The sequence below is a fragment of the Marinovum sp. J2-8 genome (assembly GCF_055808435.1).
Map to the genome: position 1 here is coordinate 245,403 of NZ_JBVVRZ010000006.1, position 18,294 is coordinate 263,696.

Genomic DNA, 18,294 nt, shown 5'->3' on the forward strand with positions numbered 1-18,294 from the left:
GTTCCTCCTGGTGTGGTCGGGGTTTCGATCCCGGCCACACACTTTTAGTCTGACATCACTCATTCCCGTTACAGAAAGGTCCTGATCATGTGGGGGTTTATTCTCCGCCGGATCATGTACATGATCCCGACCCTGTTCCTGGTGTCCATCACCACGTTCATCATCATTCAACTGCCTCCGGGCGATTATCTTGACACGCTGGCCGCCGAAATGGGCGAAGCAGGCGTCGAAGACACCGGCGCGATGGAGGTTTTGCGCGAACAATACGGCCTCGGCCAGCCGATGCATGTGCAATACTACAAATGGATGAAGGCCATCCTGCTGCACGGCGATTTCGGCCTGTCGTTCGAAAAGAACCGCCCCGTTGGCGATCTGATCTGGAACCGCCTTGGCTGGACCTTCGGTATCTCGATCCTGACATTGTTGTTCATCTGGGCCACGGCCCTGCCCATCGGCATCTATTCGGCGGTGCGCAAGTATTCCGCCGGGGATTACATCGCCACGTTCTTTGGCTTTATCGGGCTTGCGATCCCGAACTTCCTGCTGGCGCTGGTGATGATGTACATATCGTTCAAATACTTCGGCCAATCGGTGGGTGGTCTGGTCAGCCCGGAATACCTTGATGCGCCATGGACATGGGACAAATACGTCGATCTGTTCAAACATATCTGGATGCCCATCGTCGTGGTCGGCACATCCGGCGCCGCCGCCCTGATCCGCATCATGCGCGCCAACCTGCTGGACGAGCTGTATCGCCCCTATGTCGTGACCGCCCGGGCCAAGGGCATGTCGGAATTCCAACTGCTGCTGCGCTATCCGGTGCGTGTTGCGCTGAACCCCTTTGTCTCCACCATCGGGTGGATCCTGCCAACGCTGGTGTCGGGTGAAATCATCGTTGCCGTGGTGATGAACCTGCCGACCACCGGTCCGCTGTTGCTGCGCGCCCTGCTGGTGCAGGACATGTACCTTGCCGGATCGCTGATCCTGATTGTCAGCATGCTGACGGTGCTGGGGACGCTGATTTCCGACCTTCTTCTGGCCTGGATTGACCCGAAGGATTCGTTACCAATGACCGCGATCACAAAAAACCCGGCCATCGACGAGGATGGCATCGCCACGCCCGAAATTCTGGGGCCCTGGACCCTGATCTGGCGCAAGTTCCGCCGTCACCGGCTGGCCATGTTCAGCCTGTGGATTGTCGGTCTGATCTATCTGGTGGCGGCCCTGGGCGAATTTCTGACGCCAATGGACCCACATGACACGTCGGTGCGCCACACCTTTCAGCCGCCGCAATCGCTTGGCCTGATCGTGCATGAACCGGACGGCGGATGGCGCTTCCAATTGCACGCCAGCGCCAAGAAGATGGAGCTGAACCGCGAATTGCGCCGCCGCACCTTTGTCGATGATCCAGACAGCTTCGTGCCGCTTGGCTTCTTCGTGAAGGGGCATGAATACAAGCTGCTTGGCCTTGTGTCGTCGCGCACCCATCTTTTCGGGCCGACAAATCCCCGCGACCGGGCGCATCTTCTTGGCGCGGACCGGCTTGGCCGCGACATCCTCAGCCGGATCATTGTCGGCACGCGGGTGTCGATGTCGATCGGCCTGGTCGGTGTGGCTGTTTCGCTGGTGATCGGGGTGATTTTGGGCGGGATTTCCGGCTATTACGGCGGCTGGGCCGACAACCTGATCCAGCGTCTGATCGAATTCATCCGCTCGGTGCCCACCATTCCGCTCTGGATGGGGTTGGCTGCTGCGATCCCGCTGGATTGGCCGCCGCTGCGCACCTATTTCGTGGTGACAATCATCGTGTCGATGATCGGTTGGACATCACTGGCCCGCGAGGTGCGGGGCAAGTTCCTGTCGCTGCGATCCGAGGATTTCATCACCGCCGCGCGTCTGGATGGCCTTGCCGACCGGGAAATCATCCTGAAACACATGGTCCCCAGCTTTTCGAGCCACATCATCGCCTCGCTGACCCTTGCGGTGCCTTTGATGATCCTGGCGGAAACCTCGTTGTCCTTTTTGGGCATCGGCCTTCAGCCGCCCCAAATCTCTTGGGGTACTCTGTTGAAAGAGGCCCAGAACGTGCGCACCATCATCGAAGCCCCCTGGCTTCTGTGGAGCCCCGGCGTCGCGATCGTGATCGCGGTACTTGCCCTCAACTTCCTAGGAGACGGACTTCGTGATGCCGCAGACCCCAATGCACACTGACACCTCGCCCCTTCTGGAAATCCGCAACCTTCAGACGCATTTCTTTACCCATGACGGGTTGGTCAAGGCGGTCGACGGCGTCGACCTGACGATCCAGCCCGACCGAACGCTTTGTGTTCTGGGGGAATCCGGCTGTGGCAAATCCATCACCGCGCGCTCCGTTCTGCGGATCGTGGATCAACCCGGGCGCATTGTCGGCGGCGAAATCATCTATCGCGCGGCGGATGGGCGCACGGTGGATCTGGCGGCGGAACGCCCCGGATCACGCCGCATGCGCGAGGTGCGCGGCAAAGACATTGCGATGATCTTTCAGGAACCGATGTCGTCGCTGGGTCCGATCACCCGTATCGGCCAACAGATCAGCGAAACCATCCTGCTGCACCGCAAGGTGACCAAGGCCGAGGCCCGCGAGATTGCCATCGAAATGCTGGACAAGGTTGGTATCCCCGACCCCACCGGGCGCTACATGGCCTATCCGTTCGAGCTTTCTGGTGGCATGCGGCAACGGGCGATGATCGCCATGGCGCTGTCCTGCCAACCCAGACTGTTGATCGCGGATGAACCGACCACCGCGCTGGATGTGACAACCCAGGCGCAGATCCTTGATCTGATCGCCGAGTTGAAAGAAGAGCTGAACATGGCGGTGATGCTGATCACCCATGATCTGGGCGTGGTGGCCGAGGTCGCCGAAGACGTGGCGGTGATGTATATGGGCAAGGTGGTGGAATACGGCGACGTACACGACATCTTTGCCAATCCCCAGCACCCCTATACCCGTGCGCTCATGGCCTCGATCCCACGTATCGGGGCCGAGCGCCGCGATCGTCTGCCTGCGATCCGGGGCATGGTGCCACATCCGCTGTCGCGGCCGTCGGGCTGTTCCTTCCGGACAAGGTGCGACCACGCAATCCCCGGCGTCTGCGACCAGAGCGAACCCAAACTGCAGCCCGCGGCCCCACCAAATCAGCCTGTTTCCTGCATGATCAAAAGGTGACGTCATGACTGCCCCCCTTCTTTCTGTCGAAAACCTCGACATGGTCTTTGGCGGCAACAAGCGTGACGCCGGTGTGCGGGCGGTTGATGACGTGTCTTTTGACGTGATGCGCGGCGAAACCTTTGGCATCGTTGGCGAAAGCGGATCGGGCAAAACCACGCTTGGCCGCTGTATCATGCGGATCATTGATCCGACCGCGGGCAAAGTGACCTATCGCCCGGATGACAGCGCGCCCGTGACCCTGACCGACCTCGACAAGGCCGAGCTGCGCAAACAATGGCAAAGCATTCGGATGATCTTTCAGGATCCGCAAAGCTCGCTCAACCCGCGCCTGCCGGTGATCGAACTGATCGGTCAGGCCCTGCGCAAATCCGAAGGTCTGACAGGCAAGGCACTGGCCGAACGGGTGGCACAATTGCTGCAACAGGTCGGGCTGCGCCCCGAATTTCTGCATCGCTATCCCGGCGCGTTTTCCGGCGGGCAACGGCAGCGGATCGGCATTGCCCGTGCGCTGGCCACCGGCCCGAAACTGGTGATCGCGGATGAGGCCGTATCGGCGCTGGACGTGTCGATCCAGGCGCAGACCCTGAACCTGCTTCAGGATTTGCAGGACGAATTCGACCTGACCTATATCTTTATCGCGCATGATCTGGCGGTGGTCGAACATATCTGTGACCGGGTGGCGGTGATGTACCGTGGCCGCATCGTAGAGCTGGCCGACCGCGACACTCTTTTCCGCACCCCGGCCCATCCCTATACCCGCGAACTGCTCGAGGCGGTGCCGGTGCCCGACCCTTCGCGCCGACGCGACCGCAAGAAAACCGTGCCCGTGCCGACCGGGGTGCAATCCGCAGGCTGTGCCTTTGCGCCGCGCTGTGCCCTGGCGACGGAAATCTGCCGCAACCAGACGCCGCCAAAACGCAATGTCGGCGGCGCCGAGGTGTTATGTCATCATGTGACCTGACGCTTGGATTGCCTTCGGTGAAAATGGTATTATGATTGCGAGACCTAATGAGGCAACGCATCGTGACAACACCTGACACCGAATGGCTGATCCCACAGTCGAATACATTGGCCCGGTCCCTGTCGGGGCAGGTGTCGAGCAAACTTGGTGAACGCATTCTGGATGGCCAGCTGGCCCCAGGCCAGTTGTTGCCGGATGAAAATGCGCTCTGCGATGAATTCGGCGTCAGCCGGACGGTGATCCGCGAAGCGGTCAAAATGCTGGTGGCCAAGGGCCTGTTGGAGGTGCGCCAGCGTATTGGCACCCGGGTGCAGGATGTGCGCAACTGGCAGATGCTGGATCGTGATGTCCTGATGTGGCACCAATCGCTGACCGTCGATGATGAGCGGCTTATGCAATTGATGGAACTGCGCCAATCCATCGAACCCAAGGCGGCCTTTCACGCGGCCACCCGGCACAATGATGACCAATTGGCCGCCATTCTTGCCGCCACGCTGCGCATGCAGGAACATGCCGCCGACAACAGCCGCTATGTGCTGGCCGATGCCACCTTTCATATCTCGGTACTGCGGGCCGCCAACAACCGCTATTTTAACTCGTTGGAAAATGCCATCTTCACCGGGCTCATGCTGTCCATCCGGCTGACCAACCCCGACGAAAAGCGTAATCGCAAATCCATCCCCCTGCACCAGACCATTGCCGAGGCGATCAAAAACCAGGATCCCGAAGCGGCCCAGGAACGCATGCGCGAACATCTGGCCGATTCCGCCTACCGCCTGTCGAAAACCGTCAAGACGCCGGAATAGCGATTGGCGGCCCTTGATCGGCCAAACATATTATGATTACTGGACGGGCGTGACCACATCAGGATGCCCCTCCCATGACCCAATCCCCGCCCGAGAGCCAAAGCCCCGTTTCCAACACCCCGATTTGCCTTGGTGCCGTTGGCGCATTATGCGGCGAAAGCCCGGTTTGGGATCATCGCGCGGGTTGTTTGCGCTGGATCGACATCACCGCACAGCGCGTACATGCCTATGACCCGGCAACCGAAACCACCACAACCCTTACCCTGCCGTATTTGGTCAGCTCCGTCTTGCTCGAACATGGCGGCGGCCTGCTTGTCACCACCGCGCGCGGCTTGGAACGGCTGGATCTGACCACCGGCCAGCTTGAATTTCTGCACAACCCGGAACCCGACCTTGCGGGCAATCGGCTGAACGACTGCAAGGCGGATCCATCGGGACACCTTTGCGCCGGCACGATGAGCGAGGGTGCCAAAGGCCCGACCGGCGCGCTCTATCAGTACGGATCAAACGGGCCAGAGCGGCTGGTGTCGGGATTGACCGTCAGCAATGGCCTCGGCTGGAGCCCGGATGCCCGGCATTTCTATTTGGTCGACAGCGCAAAGGGCGAAATAAATGCCTTTGATCGTGATCCGCAATCCGGCGCCCTCTCGGCGCGGCGGCTGCTGGCATCCTATCCACTGGATCAGGGCAAACCCGACGGGCTCTGCGTCGATCAGGACGGCAATCTCTGGGTGGCCTTCTGGGATGGCGCGCGGGTGGAATGCCTGTCGCCGGACGGCGCGCTGCGCCATGTCGTGCCCCTGCCGGTTCGCCGCCCGACAAGCTGCTGTTTTGGTGGTTCCGACCTGAAACGCCTCTATATCACCAGCGCCGCGATCGGTCTGGATGCGCCTGACCTCGACGGCGGTCTGTTTGCCCTGGACCTTGATGTGGCGGGCCTTCCGACAAACGAAGTGCGCCTTGGCCCCCTGACCGACCTCTGAACACCATCCCCGGATACGCGCGGCACCTGATACGCGCTACCTGATACGGCCGGACATCCTGAACATCCGGCCGTGTCATTTGGGTCAGATCAGATACGCATCGCGATGATATTTGTCGCGATTTTCACTGTTTAGTGCCAACCGACGCGTTCTGCGCGGGGGATGATGGTGTTTGCGCGGCTGTGGATCATGTCCATGTGGCTGCGGCGGATGGGGGCTGCGGCGGGGTCGTCGAACAGGTTGACCATTTCGGTCGGGTCTTCCTGCATGTCATAGAGCTCGCCCGTGTCGGTGTTCAGATCGACCGACATGCGATAGCGCGCGCTGCGCACGGTGCGCAGGTCCAGATCCACGGCGCTGCGTTTGGCGTCGACCTCGAATTCGCTGAGCGCGAATTCCCGGCTGTCCTCGCCATTGATCAGCCCGATCCACGAGGTGCCATTGTCCTCTTCGACCGTCAGCCCGCAAAGCTCGGCCAATGTCTGGCGGATGTCGATCGTCGACACCGGCGCATCAATCACCTGATCGCCCTTGATGCCGGGACCACAGATCAGACAGGGCACCCGCAGCAGCCCATCATAGAGCATCGGCCCCTTCAGCAAGAGCCCGTGATCGCCCATCCATTCACCATGATCCGAGATGAAGACAATGATGGTGTTGTCCAGCTCGCCCCTGGCCTCCAGCGTGTCCAGAATCCGGCCGACCTGGGCATCCACCGCCGAGATCATGCCGAAATAGATCGCCGTGATCTCGCGCATTGCCGCTTCGGACATGTCACCGCGGTTGCCCCAATCGGTGCCGCCCGCATTATGTTCCGCGCCCTGCTTGATCTTTTCGCGACCCTCCATAAAGGCGCCATGCCACCAGGGCCGGTTTTCAAGGTCAAGATCCGGGCATTTCGTGATCTCGACCGCATCGGGATCATACATGTCACACCAGGGTTTCGGCGCCAGAAACGGCGGGTGCGGATCGGGAAAGGACACCCAGGCAAACAGCGGCTTGTCGCCCTGATCCTCCAGCATTTCAATGGCGCGGTCGCCAATCCACGGCGTCGAATGATATTCCGCGTCCAGCGCCGAGCGCCAGGCCTGAAAGTTGCGCGTCTCGGGCGGCAGATGTTCCTTGGCCAGATCCCAGCGCGCCCGCCCCTGACCATCCTGATCCAGCCAGTTTTCATAATGCAGCGTTTCCGGCGCGTCATACCATTTGGTGTGGTGATGCGGGCGCAGCATCATTTGCACATTGTCGAAGCCGAAATAGCTGCCGCTCCAATCCGCCGGATAATCCTTGGCGCTGGAATAACATTCCGGCCGCCCCGTCGGGGCAAAGGTTTGCTGGCTCGACAGATGCGCCTTGCCGATGAAATGCGTGTCATAGCCGGCACTGGCCAGCATCCCCGCCAGCCCCTGCTCTCCAAAGCCATAATCCAGATCCCGGCCATTGTCGCGCACGCCGGTGCTATAGGGCAGCTTGCCCGTCAGGATCGAGGCCCGCGCCGGTTGGCACATCGGATGCGGCGTGATGCATTTCGAAAACCGGGTGCCCAACTGGCCAATCCGGTCAATCGCCGGCGTCTTCACCCCGCGCCCTTCGGGGCCGATACAATCGCCGCGCTGCTGGTCGGTCGAAATCAGAATGATGTTTGGTTTGCGTGTCACAGGCGGCCCCTTTTGCGTTCCGAACGGCATTGCACACTAAAGATCAACTTTAATACATGATACTGTGTGTAGTATGTATGTGACGATATCTGCCTATTCTGTCAACGATTGCCTTGTCGCGCGCATTCATAATATGTTTCAAAACGGCATAAGCGGCCCAATCCGCCACCCGCACCAGCGCATTTGTACAAATCACCGGGTTATGATACACGATCTGAACCGCCCCCGAAAACTCCGCGATTGCCCCCGATATCGCGCAACACGACATGGCCCAGGATGACAGCTTCGAACCTTCCCCTTACGATCAGCGTGGTGACCGAAGACGATGATCCCGGCAGCAACACGATCTTTCACCAGATCCGCCACGAAATCCTGGCCGGAGAGCTGGACAACAACGAACGGCTGAAAGTCAGCGATCTGGCCAAGCGGTTCGGCGTGTCGACCAACCCGGTGCGCGAAGCATTGCAACAGCTGCGCGGCGAGGGGCTGGTGTATTTCGTGCCAAATCAGGGGGCGCGCGTGCGCTCTATCGACACCGATTTCGTCCGCGACGTCAGCGAGGTCGGCCAGCAGCTGGAACCCTATCTGGTGCGCTATTTCGTCGAAACCGTCAGCCAGGAAGACATCGACCAGCTGGTGCGGATCCAGGACGAGATCGAATTCCTCAACTTTGCCGACAAACAGGCCCACGCCAGGCTCGACAAACAATTCCACATGACGATGTACCAGAACCACTACAATCGCGTCGCCTTCAAGCTCTGGCAACAACACCGCGAAATCCTCTGGGCAATCTCGACCCGCGTCCCCGTCTCCATCGGCCGCCGCGACGCCATCTTCGCCGAACACCGCGCCCTGATCGACTGCATCCGAAAACAAGACGCCGACGCAACCGCAAAAACCCTCTACAAACACGTCTCCGACGCAGGACAACACCTCGTCGACAAACTCAGCATCAAACAACGCGGAAACAAAGACAGGTAGAGCGACGACGCACCGCCAGCCGGTTGCTGTTTGTAAGTCACCACGTACTTTTGTAAGCCCGACACAGGGGCGCGCCGGGATCGGTCCGGGCCATGCGCCGATCTAGCACGGGCACACATCACATGAGCGAAACACTGTCGGGCCAACCCAAGGCCTCTGGCCGCCCGGAATGGGTCAACGCGCTTGTCCTGATGACCCTGGTTCAGGTTGCGGCCACGTTAAGCATCCTGGCATTGACGGCGCTCGCCCCCGAGGTTGCAGCGTCGTTGGGCATCGGCGCGCATTGGATCGGCTATCAGATCAGCCTGATCTATTTTGCCGGCGTCTTTGCCTCGGCGGTGGCCGGGACCGTGGTCGAAACCTTTCAGGCAGAGCGCGTGGTGGTGTTCGAAATGGGCGCCTTTGCGGCGGGGCTGTTGCTTGTCGCCAGCGCCAATCCCGCGCTGATGGTGGTCGGATCGGTGATGTTCGGCATCTGTTACGGGCTGAACAACCCCGCCTCGTCCGAGATCCTGAACCGCACGGCGCGCGGCGGGCGGCATTCGCTTATCTTTTCGATCAAACAGACCGGGGTGCCGCTGGGGGCGGTGCTGGCCTCGGTCACATTGCCCGCATTGGCCCTTGTCTTTCATGGTCAGGGCGCTGGCTGGCAATGGGCCCTGGTGGCTGCGGCGGCCCTGCCATTCGGCCTTATGCTCTGGTCCTGGCGGCGGTTCCACTTTGCGCCTGTCCAGCCCCTGACCGGGCGGGGCAACCCGTTTCGGCGCGCATTGCACGATCAGGTCGCGCTTTACCAAAACGGCCGGCTGCGCACCCTGGCGGTGCTTGGCGGGTTGTATTCCGCCCTGCAACTGGTGGCGACGGCCTTTACCGTGGTGATGCTGGTGGAACATGGCTGGTCGCTGGTGGCCGCCGGGGCCGTGGCGGCGGGCCTGCAAATGGCCGGCGCGGTGGGCCGCATCAGCTGGGGTCTGGCCGCCGACCGGTTGGGCGGGTTTCGCACCCTCGGCGTGATCGGGCTTTTGGCGGGCATGATCATGTGCGCCCTCGGCTGGATCGCGGTGATGCCCGGCTGGCTTCAGGTTGTGTTGCTGGTGGCGCTTGGCACCGTGGCCACCGGATGGAATGGCGTTTTCCTCGCGGCGGCGGCGCGGACCGCACCGGCCGGCAAGGTCGGCGCCAATACCGGGGCGCTGCTGGTCTATACCTTCATCGGGGTGATCATCGGCCCCTCGGTCTTTGCCCTGGTCTACAATCTGGTTGGCACATACGAACAATGCTTCCTGCTGTTTTCGCCTGTCGGGCTGATCGGGGCGGTGCTTTCGTTCCGGCGGGCGGCCGAGGGACGCGCCCCAAAGTGACCCGCGGCGGGTTTTGCGATACACATAACGCCCAGATCATGGGCATCTGCACAATAATTAACCCACCCCCCCGTGCATCACATTTTTGCGCAGCGCAGACCCGCCAAAACCGGCGGCCTGACACACCAGGGACTTATGCCGCCAGTGGCATGCGAAACTGGCTGATCCAATAGTCATACAGCTTGTCGTTCGCGGGGGTTCTCATCGCCGCATTTCGATACAGCTGAAGATCAATTGGCGGCAGCTCCGGCAGGCCGGAAATCTGCGCCAGATCGCGACCTTTGTTATACAAGACATCGGGCGTGCGCACCGCAATCCCCAGCCCGGCCTCGGCCGCGGCGGTCACACATGCCATGCTGGGGCTGGACAGCCGGATATCCCAGGATCGCCCCATATCCGACAGCGCCTGAAAGGCGGTTTTGCGGAACTGGCAGGGGCCATCAACAACCACCATCGGGATCGGGTCATTGGGCGACAGCGCGGTGCCGGCCTTGCCGATCCACACCATCTCTGATCGCCGCAACAACGTGCCGGGGCCGGAATGGTCGTTGTTAAAGGCAATCACTTGATCCAAATCACCTTTTTCCAACATTTCAAGCAGGAACTGACTGCGTTCGACCACCACATCAATGCGGATATTCGCGAATTTTTCGGCAAAGGATGACAGCGCACGGGGAAAGAAATCCTCGGCAAAATCCTGCACGATGCCCAGCCGGATTTTGCCGGACAATTGATCCGCATTGGCCAGACGAAGCGCGGCATCATTCTGGGCCAGGATCGCGCGGGCATGTTCGAAAAAATCAATGCCCGCGGCGGTCACAACCCGGTTGCGGCCATCCTTGCGGAACAGCTGCACGCCGACCTGACTTTGCAATCGATCCATCTGCAAACTGATCGCCGGGGCGGTGCGCCCGACCTCTCCTGCGGCGCGGGCAAAGCTGCCCTGCTCGACGATCGACACAAAGGATCTGAGACAGTCCATGCTAAGGTTCACGTTCATTTTCAAATTCCCTGATCACGGCCATTAGATAAGTAAATTTAACCTTTACCCAGAATATAATCAACTTGTTTTACCTAATGGCCCATGGCCCCATGATCTCCATCGCTGCAACCCGCCAAGGGTGAAGCAACGTAATGGGTCCAAAAACCCGCCAAACCGTTTCAGGTTACGCCGCTGTGAAAATCGCGGTTGTGACCATATGAAGCGCAACCAACAGGTAAGGAAATGAAATGCTGAACACCAAAATTATGGCCACGGTCGCCGCGACCACGTTGTTTGCCGGGGCGGCCACGGCCCAGGAATTCGAACTGACCCTCTCGACCTATCTGCCGCCGGCCTATGCCTATTCGTGGGAACCGCTGGAAACCTTCGTCCAGACCATCGAAGAAGAAAGCGAAGGCCGCATCAAGGTCAATGTCTTCCACTCTGCCCAGCTTTTCGATGGCTATCAGGAACTCAGCGCCGTGTCGCGCGGTGACGTCGACATCGTCAACATGACAGGCACCTACCCCAGCGGCACGGTCCCGGCGCTCAGCATCTTTACCCTGCCGTTCATGTTCAACGACATCCAGCATCTGGAACGCGCGCTTGACGCCTGGCCTGATGGATCTTGGCGTCGCAGAGGAATTGGAAACCACGCATAACACCGTCGTTCTGGGGGTTGGCCCGTTCGATCCCTATCAATTCTATTCCAAATCGGACCCCATCGAAACGATGGACGACATCAAGAACAAGGTCTGGGCCACCACCGGCGCGATTGATGCGCGTGCGATCCAGCTTATGGGCGGCTCGCCCACCGGCATGTCCTTATCCGAGCTTTACCTCTCGTTCGATCGCGGCGTGATCGACGGCACCCCCCGCCCGCTGCTGACCGGGGTCGGGCGCAGCCTGGACGAGGTGGTCGGCCACCTGTCGCTTGTCACCTTTGGCGTCGATACATCCATTCTGGCGATCAACGGCGACACCTGGAATGCCCTGCCAGAGGATTTGCAGGCCATTGTCAGCCGCGCCGCCGAAGCCCGCGACAAACAGCAATTCGCCATGGTCGAAGAGTTCATGAAAGATGCGCTGGTCACTTTCGAAGAAAAAGGCATGGCCATCCATCAGGTCGCGGATGCGGAAATCGAAAAGATGAAAGCGGCCACAAGCCCCGCCGTCGCCGAATGGTTGGAAAAGGTGCCCGAAGGCCAGGCCTATATCGACATGGTCGAAGCCGCCCGGAAATAACCACGACACCACGTCGGCCCGGTGCATTCGGGTCGACGCCACCCCAGAATGAAAGAATTCGATGCCCTTACCCCGTTGGATACGCATCATCAACTGCGCCGGTCTGTACCTGGCCCAAGCCACGCTTTTGATGCTCATGTTGATCATCAGCTATGCCGTTTTCGCCCGGTATGTCCTGCAATCGCCAAGCGTACATGCGGTTGAAATTTCATCCTACCTGTTGGCCCTGTTGATCTGGTCGGCGGTCGGTTGGACCCATGTCGAAGGCGGCCATGTCAGCCTGGAACATTTCACCAAGCGCCGCGACGGGGTGATGAAGGTTCTGTCGGTCTGGGCCACCGAAATCTCGATCATGATTGTCTGTGTGACGCTGGCCTTTGCCGGGGTGAAATCCACCCTGAATGCCATCGACAAGGATTATCGCTCGGCCTCTTTGCTGGAATTTCCGCAATGGCCGCTGCTGCTTCTCATTCCGCTGGGGGCCACGCTGTTATGCCTGACATCCATCGGCGGCTTTGGGTCGGCACAACCTATAAACACGAGGGATAGTCGATGGATCCGGTTTCAATCTTCATTCTGATCGTCGCGGTGTTTTTCGGGCTGATCTTTCTCTGCGTGCCAATATTCGCCGCCCTTGGCGTTGCCAGCATTCTGGGGTTCATCCTGCATGGCGGCTTTGCCTCGCTTGAAACGATCCCCGACATTCTTCATCGCGGGCTCAGCAGCTATTCGCTTCTTGCCGTGCCGCTGTTCATCCTGATGGGCGAGGTCATGGCCCGCACCAGCATCGGTTCGCGGCTGTTCAACATGTTCGCCCTGTGGACCGACCGGTTGCCCGGCGGGCTGGGCGTGGCCAGTGTGGCCAGCTCTGCGGTGTTTGGCGCGATGAGTGGCGTCAGCGTCGCGGGCGCGGCCACCATCGGCCGCTTTGCCATCCCGGAAATGCTGGCGCGGGGCTATCGCCCGTCATTGGCGGGCGGCACCGTGGCCGCCGCCGGGGCGCTGGCCTTGTTGATCCCGCCCAGCATCGGCTTTGTCCTCTACGGCGAAGTTGCGGCCAATCCGTCGGCAAGCTGTTTCTGGCGGCTGTTCTTCCGGCGGTTCTGCTGACCGCGCTGATGATGACCTATGTGGTGGTGCTTGCCGCCATTTACCCCGACATGGCCCCGCGCCACGCCACCCGCTGCAATTGGCGGGATCGCTGGCGGTCGCTGCTCGATATCTGGGCGGCGGTGACCATCGTCCTGTTGGTGCTTGGCACGATCTATTTCGGCATCGCCACCCCGACCGAGGCCGCAGGCATCGGTGCGCTTGGCGCCTTTGGGGTTGCTGCGCTCTACCGTGAAATGACCTTCACGCTGCTCCGCGACGTGTTGCGCTCGACCGCTGTGACCAGCGTCATGATCCTGTTGATTTTGGCGGCGGCGCTGATGTTCGGCTATGTGATGACCCGCCTGATGGTGCCACAGAAAATCGTGATGATGGTTGTCGGCATCGACCAGCCGAAATGGGTCATCCTGGCCATGGTTCTGGTGTTTCTGGTGCTGATCGGGATGGTGCTGGATATCGTGTCGATCATCGTGATCACCACCCCGGTTCTGTTGCCGGTCATCACCGCGCTTGGCATTGATCCGATCTGGTTCGGGGTGGTGTTGATCCTGACCTGTGAAATGGCGGTGATCACCCCGCCGGTCGGATTGAACCTCTATGTGATCAAGGGGATCGCGCCGGATCTGTCCATTGGGCAAATCATTCGTGGTGCATTGCCCTTTGTCGGGATCGAGCTGCTGGCCATCCTGATCCTGATCGCCTTTCCCCAAATCGCCCTTTACCTTCCCAGCCTTCGGTGACCCCCATGAAAGATGCACAAAACGTAAAATGCGGCTTTGACCGGTCGGTTCCCGTGGGGCGGCGCCCCGCCCTGTTGGTGATTGATTTCCAACGCGGATTTACCGAACCCGATCTTTGCCCGCTGGCGTCGGATTGTTCCGCCGCCGTCGATGCCACCGCGCAATTGATCAAGGACTTTCGCGGGTTGGGGCCGTTGATCTTTACCATCAACGGCTATGCCGAAAACCTTAGCGATATGGGCCGTTGGGGTGAAAAATGCAGCTCTCTGGCGCAGCTGGTGCGCGGCACCCCCCCGTGCGAGCTTGACCCCCGCCTGGGCTATTCCGCCGAACACGACACCATCGTGCAAAAGACCCAAGCCTCGGCATTCTTTGGCACCCATCTGTCGGGCATGTTGGCGGCGGCGGGCTGTGACATGTTGATGATCGCGGGCTGCACCACAAGCGGCTGCGTCCGCGCCAGCGCCAATGACGCCATGGCCCACGGCTATCCCCCCTTTGTGGTGCGCGACTGCGTGGCCGACCGCACCGCCGCCCAGCATGAAAGCAACCTGATCGATATCCACAGCAAATACGGCGAAGTCATCACATTGGATGATGCCCTGTCGATCACAACCGACCTGCGCGGTTGACCCCCGAAATTGTCGTTTCACAAGGAGAATACGAAATGACCCGCCTTATCCCCGATACCCAAGCCCCGGAGCTGACCATTGATCTGCTGGGCGGTGGCAAATTCACCCTGTCCGAGGCCACACCGGAAAATTTCACCCTCGTCGTCTTTTACCGTGGCCTGCATTGCCCCATGTGCCGCAAGTATCTGACCAACATGAACAAACTGGCAGATGACTTTGCCGCGACGGGCGTTGACCTCCTGGCCGTGTCGATGAATGACATCGCCACGGCAACCCAGACAAAAGCAGACTGGGAATTGGACAAGCTGGCGATCGGTTATGGCCTCAGCGAAGCCGCAGCAGAGGCCTGGGGGCTCTATATCTCTTCTGCCATCCGCGAAGGCGAGGCCGATGTCTTTTGCGAACCGGGCCTGTTCCTGATCCGCCCGGACAATCGCATTTTCCTGCTGAACGTCACCAACATGCCCTGGGGCCGCCCGGTGCTGGATGAGCTGCTGGAAAAGATCCCGTTTGCGCTGGAACGAAACTATCCCGCGCGCGGCGTGCGCAGCTGATCGGATCCCCGAAATTTTCCAAGCCGGACCCAGACCGGCACGAGAGGACACCATGAGCGATCTCAACCTGTCAATTGCGATGGGCAATTACGACCGGGTACAGCCCCTTTTGAACCGCAACGTGGCGATTGACGGCGTCAATCCGGTGTTCATGTTGCTGCCCCCCGAAGAAATAATGTTCCGGGCCTTCCGGCACCATGAATTCGACATCACAGAGCTTTCCCTGTCCGGCTATGTCGGCAGCCTGACCCGCGACAACCCGCCCTATATCGGCGTGCCGGTCTATCTGTCGCGCGCCTTTCGACATGCGTCTTTTTATGTGCGCAACGACCGCGACATTCAGGAACCAAAGGATCTGATCGGGCGGCGCATCGGGATTTCGGAATTCCAATCGACGGCAAATGTCTGGGCACGGGCGATCCTGTTGGATGAATTCGGGGTGCGGCCCTCGGACCTCCATTGGGTGCGCGGCCAGTTGAATGCACCAGGGCGGACCCCGGAATTGGCGGTGCCGGTCCCCGACGGGCTGACCGCCGAACCGGCCCCCGACGACCGATCCCTCAGCGACCTTCTGGCCGCCGGTGAGATCGACGGATTTGTCGGCCCGCGCCCGCCCGATTGCTTTCAGCAGGGCCACCCCGATGTGCGGCGATTGTTCCCGAATTCCGACCAGATTGCCCGCGAATATTACCAGAGCACCGGCATCTTTCCGGTCATGCATATCCTGGGCCTGCGCACCACATTGGCCGAACAGCATCCCTGGCTGCCCGCCGCTTTGTACAAGGCCTTTGCCAAATCGCACCGCATCGCGATGGAGGCTCTGTGCGAAACCTCGACACCCAAGGTATCGCTGCCCTTTGTCGACGAACAATTGGGATCGGCACAGCGGCTGATGGGCCGCGACTTCTGGTCTTATGGGCTTGATGGCAACCGCGACGCGCTCTCGACCTTTTTGCGCAACCACCATCAACAGGGGCTGTCCCCCTACGAGGTTCAGGTCGACGATCTGTTTCATCCCTCGACCCTCATGCCCTTTGTGCAATGATGCGGGTTCTGGGGCGCGACAATTCGGTGAATGTGCAAAAGGTGATGTGGCTGGTCCGGGAATTCGACCTGCCCGTCACCAGAGAGGATTACGGCGGCCCGTTTGGCGCCACGGATCAGCCTGATTATCTTGCGCTGAATCCCAATGGCACGGTGCCGACTCTTGTCGACGGCGATGTCGTTCTGTGGGAATCCAATGCGATCCTGCGGTATCTCTGCGACAGCTATGGCGACGGGCATTGGCGGCCCCAAACTGCCGCCGACTGGGGCCGGGCCGGGCAATGGATGGATTGGGGCCTGTCCTGCCTCACCCCGCCGATGATCACGCTGTTCCGGCAATTGGTCCGCACCGCGCCGGACGCCAGAAATCCCGCGTTGATCACAGACGCGCGGGACCAGGCGGCCAGATACTGGACCCTGCTGGACAGGCATCTGTCGGACCGGGACTATGTCCTTGGCGCGCATCCCGGCCTGCCCGACATTGCCCTCGGAGGGTTGGCCTATCGCTGGCACGCAATGCGGTTTGATCGCCCGCCCCTGCCCGCGCTTGACCGCTGGTATCAGAGTTTGACGGCCCGGCCCGCCTTTCGCCAGAATGTCATGCGACCTTTGACGTGACCGCATCCGGCCTTGGCCGTCCAGCGGGCCAAAGCCGGGCGTAGAACGTTGCATTTAAAAGGCCGGAGTAAAGCCCCCCAACCAAGGCGTTTTCGCACCGTGCAGGCGCCGGAACCCGAAATCGCCCCGCGTCTGGGGATGAGCAGCCCCCCCGTGCGCGGGACTCTTATCCGGCTTGAGGCCAAGGGCCTGCCGGGCGCCGGTGCAACCGATCTTGTCCAAACGTCGGTCAGAAAAGGCCTGCCCGGAAACGAAAACGACCCCGGCAATGCCGGGGTCGTATGACGTGCGCCAAAGCTCTGGCTAGGCCGACAGGCCCCCGCCGGGCAAATCCCCCGTCGGCCCCGCGTCGAGCCGAAAGATATGCGGCGCAACATCGACCGGGAACAACGCCCGCACCAGCGGATCATGGCCGGGCACAATCAGCCGCCGATCACTGGCCAGCGCCTCCAGCCGGTCAAACCCGTCCAGCATGTTTTGCAGATCCACCACGATCGGAAAGGGTTTGCGCGCGATGAAATTCTCATAATAATGCGCCGCATCCGACGCCAGCACCAGCCACCCCGCCGCCGTGCGCACCCGCACACATTGCAGCCCGCGGGAATGGCCGCCAATGCAATGCACCGTCACACCATCGGTGATCTCGCCATCGCCGTCATGGAACATGACCCGCCCGGAATAAAGCCGCTGGATCGCCTCGCAGATATGATCGGCGGTAAACGGCATCTGCAACGTGCCGTGACACATGCAAGGTCCGGTGGCATAGGCCATTTCCGTCGCCTGCAAATGCAGTTTGGCATTGGGAAACAGATGCAATCCCCCGGCGTGATCATAATGCAGATGGGTGACAATCACCTGATCCACATCTTCCGCCGCAATCCCCAGCGGTGCCAGCGCCGCGCGCGGATCGGTCAGGATCGGCCGGTCGCGTCGGCTGGCCTCAACCTCGTCATAGCCGGTATCCACCAGGATCACCTGATCACCGCGCCGCAACACCCAGATAAAGTAATCCATCGCATGGGGCGCGTCGTGATTGTCATCAAAGATGAAGCTGTCCCGCCGCGTCCGGGCATTGCGCTCGGCATACCGCACGGCCAGAACCTCCCAATCGCTCATGACCGGACCTCGGCATAAAGCGCCACGCGCTTGTCCGCGACCATATCGGCGGTGGCGGCATCAAAGGCTTTGAAATGATCCGCCGCAAGATGCGCCTGAAAGGCCGCCGCATCTGTGTAAAGCTCGTACAGAAATACCTCGTCCGGGCGGGCGGGATCGGTACAGACATCAAATTGATGGCAGCCCTCCTCGACCCGCAGGCTGGTGGCGGCATTGTCCGACATCAAGGGCAGGAATTGTTCCCCCTGCCCCGGTTTCAGGGTGAATGTGACGGTGACGGCGTACATCGTGATCT

18 protein-coding genes and 1 pseudogene are annotated in these 18,294 nt (G+C 60.5%); 15 read left to right on the plus strand and 4 right to left on the minus strand.

Annotated elements, in window-relative coordinates; translation table 11 throughout:
• Window positions 1-87: 87 nt before the first annotated feature.
• The 5 genes from AC0L4F_RS18150 (at window position 88) to AC0L4F_RS18170 (ending at window position 5,958) form a co-directional block, all read left to right on the plus strand.
• Entirely contained in the window at window positions 88-2,211 is a 2,124-nt protein-coding gene (locus AC0L4F_RS18150; RefSeq protein WP_280520660.1) for an ABC transporter permease subunit, read from the plus strand.
• Complete coding sequence (locus AC0L4F_RS18155; protein WP_244690818.1) at window positions 2,186-3,205, plus strand: ABC transporter ATP-binding protein; 1,020 nt, start codon at window positions 2,186-2,188, stop codon at window positions 3,203-3,205. Before AC0L4F_RS18150 ends, AC0L4F_RS18155 begins: the two co-directional genes overlap by 26 nt.
• 4 nt (window positions 3,206-3,209) lie before the next feature.
• Entirely contained in the window at window positions 3,210-4,169 is a 960-nt protein-coding gene (locus tag AC0L4F_RS18160) for an ABC transporter ATP-binding protein (protein WP_244690819.1), read from the plus strand.
• A gap of 62 nt (window positions 4,170-4,231) precedes the next feature.
• The gene (locus tag AC0L4F_RS18165) at window positions 4,232-4,975 is read left to right on the plus strand and encodes a FadR/GntR family transcriptional regulator (RefSeq protein ID WP_244690820.1); all 744 of its coding nucleotides are present in this window, start codon (window positions 4,232-4,234) and stop codon (window positions 4,973-4,975) included.
• A 74-nt stretch (window positions 4,976-5,049) separates the two neighbouring features.
• Window positions 5,050-5,958: an SMP-30/gluconolactonase/LRE family protein gene (locus AC0L4F_RS18170; RefSeq protein WP_244690821.1), complete on the plus strand. Its 909-nt coding sequence runs from the start codon at window positions 5,050-5,052 to the stop codon at window positions 5,956-5,958.
• 131 nt (window positions 5,959-6,089) lie between these two features.
• Here AC0L4F_RS18170 and AC0L4F_RS18175 read toward each other — a convergent pair whose 3' ends face one another.
• Complete coding sequence (locus AC0L4F_RS18175; protein ID WP_244690822.1) at window positions 6,090-7,616, minus strand: sulfatase family protein; 1,527 nt, start codon at window positions 7,614-7,616, stop codon at window positions 6,090-6,092.
• A gap of 276 nt (window positions 7,617-7,892) precedes the next feature.
• On the opposite strand from AC0L4F_RS18175, the gene AC0L4F_RS18180 reads away from it, so the two are divergent.
• Complete coding sequence (locus AC0L4F_RS18180; protein WP_244690823.1) at window positions 7,893-8,597, plus strand: GntR family transcriptional regulator; 705 nt, start codon at window positions 7,893-7,895, stop codon at window positions 8,595-8,597.
• A 122-nt stretch (window positions 8,598-8,719) separates the two neighbouring features.
• Window positions 8,720-9,958, plus strand: a complete 1,239-nt coding sequence (locus AC0L4F_RS18185) for an MFS transporter (RefSeq protein WP_244690824.1) — start codon at window positions 8,720-8,722, stop codon at window positions 9,956-9,958.
• 133 nt (window positions 9,959-10,091) lie between these two features.
• On the opposite strand, the gene AC0L4F_RS18190 is transcribed toward AC0L4F_RS18185, so the two are convergent.
• A complete protein-coding gene (locus AC0L4F_RS18190) occupies window positions 10,092-10,958 on the minus strand; it encodes a LysR substrate-binding domain-containing protein (protein ID WP_244690825.1) in 867 nt (288 codons plus the stop codon).
• Window positions 10,959-11,188: 230 nt separating this feature from the next.
• Here AC0L4F_RS18190 and AC0L4F_RS18195 point away from each other — a divergent pair, with 230 nt between their 5' ends.
• From AC0L4F_RS18195 to AC0L4F_RS18230, 8 genes and pseudogenes are all read left to right on the plus strand, one after another.
• Window positions 11,189-11,602 (plus strand): TRAP transporter substrate-binding protein, encoded by a 414-nt coding sequence (locus tag AC0L4F_RS18195; RefSeq protein WP_244690826.1) that lies wholly within the window; start codon window positions 11,189-11,191, stop codon window positions 11,600-11,602.
• Window positions 11,547-12,185: a TRAP transporter substrate-binding protein DctP gene (dctP, locus tag AC0L4F_RS18200; protein WP_244690827.1), complete on the plus strand. Its 639-nt coding sequence runs from the start codon at window positions 11,547-11,549 to the stop codon at window positions 12,183-12,185. Before AC0L4F_RS18195 ends, dctP begins: the two co-directional genes overlap by 56 nt.
• 61 nt (window positions 12,186-12,246) lie before the next feature.
• On the plus strand, window positions 12,247-12,765 hold the full coding sequence (locus AC0L4F_RS18205; protein ID WP_244690828.1) for a TRAP transporter small permease subunit: 519 nt from the start codon (window positions 12,247-12,249) through the stop codon (window positions 12,763-12,765).
• Window positions 12,738-14,035, plus strand: a pseudogene (locus AC0L4F_RS18210) (TRAP transporter large permease). The gene AC0L4F_RS18205 and the pseudogene AC0L4F_RS18210 overlap by 28 nt, the downstream one beginning before the upstream one ends.
• 5 nt (window positions 14,036-14,040) lie before the next feature.
• Window positions 14,041-14,667 carry an isochorismatase family protein gene (locus AC0L4F_RS18215; RefSeq protein ID WP_244690829.1) on the plus strand — a complete coding sequence of 209 codons (627 nt, stop codon included), beginning with the start codon at window positions 14,041-14,043 and terminating at the stop codon, window positions 14,665-14,667.
• Window positions 14,668-14,702: 35 nt separating this feature from the next.
• Window positions 14,703-15,221 carry a peroxiredoxin-like family protein gene (locus tag AC0L4F_RS18220; RefSeq protein WP_244690830.1) on the plus strand — a complete coding sequence of 173 codons (519 nt, stop codon included), beginning with the start codon at window positions 14,703-14,705 and terminating at the stop codon, window positions 15,219-15,221.
• A gap of 52 nt (window positions 15,222-15,273) precedes the next feature.
• Window positions 15,274-16,266: an ABC transporter substrate-binding protein gene (locus AC0L4F_RS18225; protein WP_244690831.1), complete on the plus strand. Its 993-nt coding sequence runs from the start codon at window positions 15,274-15,276 to the stop codon at window positions 16,264-16,266.
• Window positions 16,263-16,883 (plus strand): glutathione S-transferase family protein, encoded by a 621-nt coding sequence (locus tag AC0L4F_RS18230; RefSeq protein WP_244690832.1) that lies wholly within the window; start codon window positions 16,263-16,265, stop codon window positions 16,881-16,883. Before AC0L4F_RS18225 ends, AC0L4F_RS18230 begins: the two co-directional genes overlap by 4 nt.
• A gap of 303 nt (window positions 16,884-17,186) precedes the next feature.
• Here AC0L4F_RS18230 and AC0L4F_RS18235 read toward each other — a convergent pair whose 3' ends face one another.
• Together AC0L4F_RS18235 and AC0L4F_RS18240 are read right to left on the minus strand one after the other, a co-directional pair.
• On the minus strand, window positions 17,187-17,999 hold the full coding sequence (locus tag AC0L4F_RS18235; protein ID WP_244690833.1) for an N-acyl homoserine lactonase family protein: 813 nt from the start codon (window positions 17,997-17,999) through the stop codon (window positions 17,187-17,189).
• Window positions 17,996-18,286: a putative quinol monooxygenase gene (locus tag AC0L4F_RS18240; protein ID WP_244690834.1), complete on the minus strand. Its 291-nt coding sequence runs from the start codon at window positions 18,284-18,286 to the stop codon at window positions 17,996-17,998. Before AC0L4F_RS18240 ends, AC0L4F_RS18235 begins: the two co-directional genes overlap by 4 nt.
• Window positions 18,287-18,294: the final 8 nt, after the last annotated feature.

Excerpts from the sequence above, each read along its gene's own strand:
- AC0L4F_RS18150 (WP_280520660.1), top strand. The coding sequence starts at position 88 with ATGTGGGGGTTTATTCTCCGCCGGATCATGTACATGATCCCGACCCTG.
- AC0L4F_RS18155 (WP_244690818.1), top strand. The coding sequence starts at position 2,186 with ATGCCGCAGACCCCAATGCACACTGACACCTCGCCCCTTCTGGAAATC.
- AC0L4F_RS18160 (WP_244690819.1), top strand. The coding sequence starts at position 3,210 with ATGACTGCCCCCCTTCTTTCTGTCGAAAACCTCGACATGGTCTTTGGC.
- AC0L4F_RS18170 (WP_244690821.1), top strand. The coding sequence starts at position 5,050 with ATGACCCAATCCCCGCCCGAGAGCCAAAGCCCCGTTTCCAACACCCCG.
- AC0L4F_RS18180 (WP_244690823.1), top strand. The coding sequence starts at position 7,893 with ATGACAGCTTCGAACCTTCCCCTTACGATCAGCGTGGTGACCGAAGAC.
- AC0L4F_RS18185 (WP_244690824.1), top strand. The coding sequence starts at position 8,720 with ATGAGCGAAACACTGTCGGGCCAACCCAAGGCCTCTGGCCGCCCGGAA.
- AC0L4F_RS18190 (WP_244690825.1), bottom strand. The coding sequence starts at position 10,958 with ATGAACGTGAACCTTAGCATGGACTGTCTCAGATCCTTTGTGTCGATC.
- AC0L4F_RS18195 (WP_244690826.1), top strand. The coding sequence starts at position 11,189 with ATGCTGAACACCAAAATTATGGCCACGGTCGCCGCGACCACGTTGTTT.
- AC0L4F_RS18205 (WP_244690828.1), top strand. The coding sequence starts at position 12,247 with ATGCCCTTACCCCGTTGGATACGCATCATCAACTGCGCCGGTCTGTAC.
- AC0L4F_RS18215 (WP_244690829.1), top strand. The coding sequence starts at position 14,041 with ATGAAAGATGCACAAAACGTAAAATGCGGCTTTGACCGGTCGGTTCCC.
- AC0L4F_RS18220 (WP_244690830.1), top strand. The coding sequence starts at position 14,703 with ATGACCCGCCTTATCCCCGATACCCAAGCCCCGGAGCTGACCATTGAT.
- AC0L4F_RS18225 (WP_244690831.1), top strand. The coding sequence starts at position 15,274 with ATGAGCGATCTCAACCTGTCAATTGCGATGGGCAATTACGACCGGGTA.
- AC0L4F_RS18230 (WP_244690832.1), top strand. The coding sequence starts at position 16,263 with ATGATGCGGGTTCTGGGGCGCGACAATTCGGTGAATGTGCAAAAGGTG.
- AC0L4F_RS18235 (WP_244690833.1), bottom strand. The coding sequence starts at position 17,999 with ATGAGCGATTGGGAGGTTCTGGCCGTGCGGTATGCCGAGCGCAATGCC.
- AC0L4F_RS18240 (WP_244690834.1), bottom strand. The coding sequence starts at position 18,286 with ATGTACGCCGTCACCGTCACATTCACCCTGAAACCGGGGCAGGGGGAA.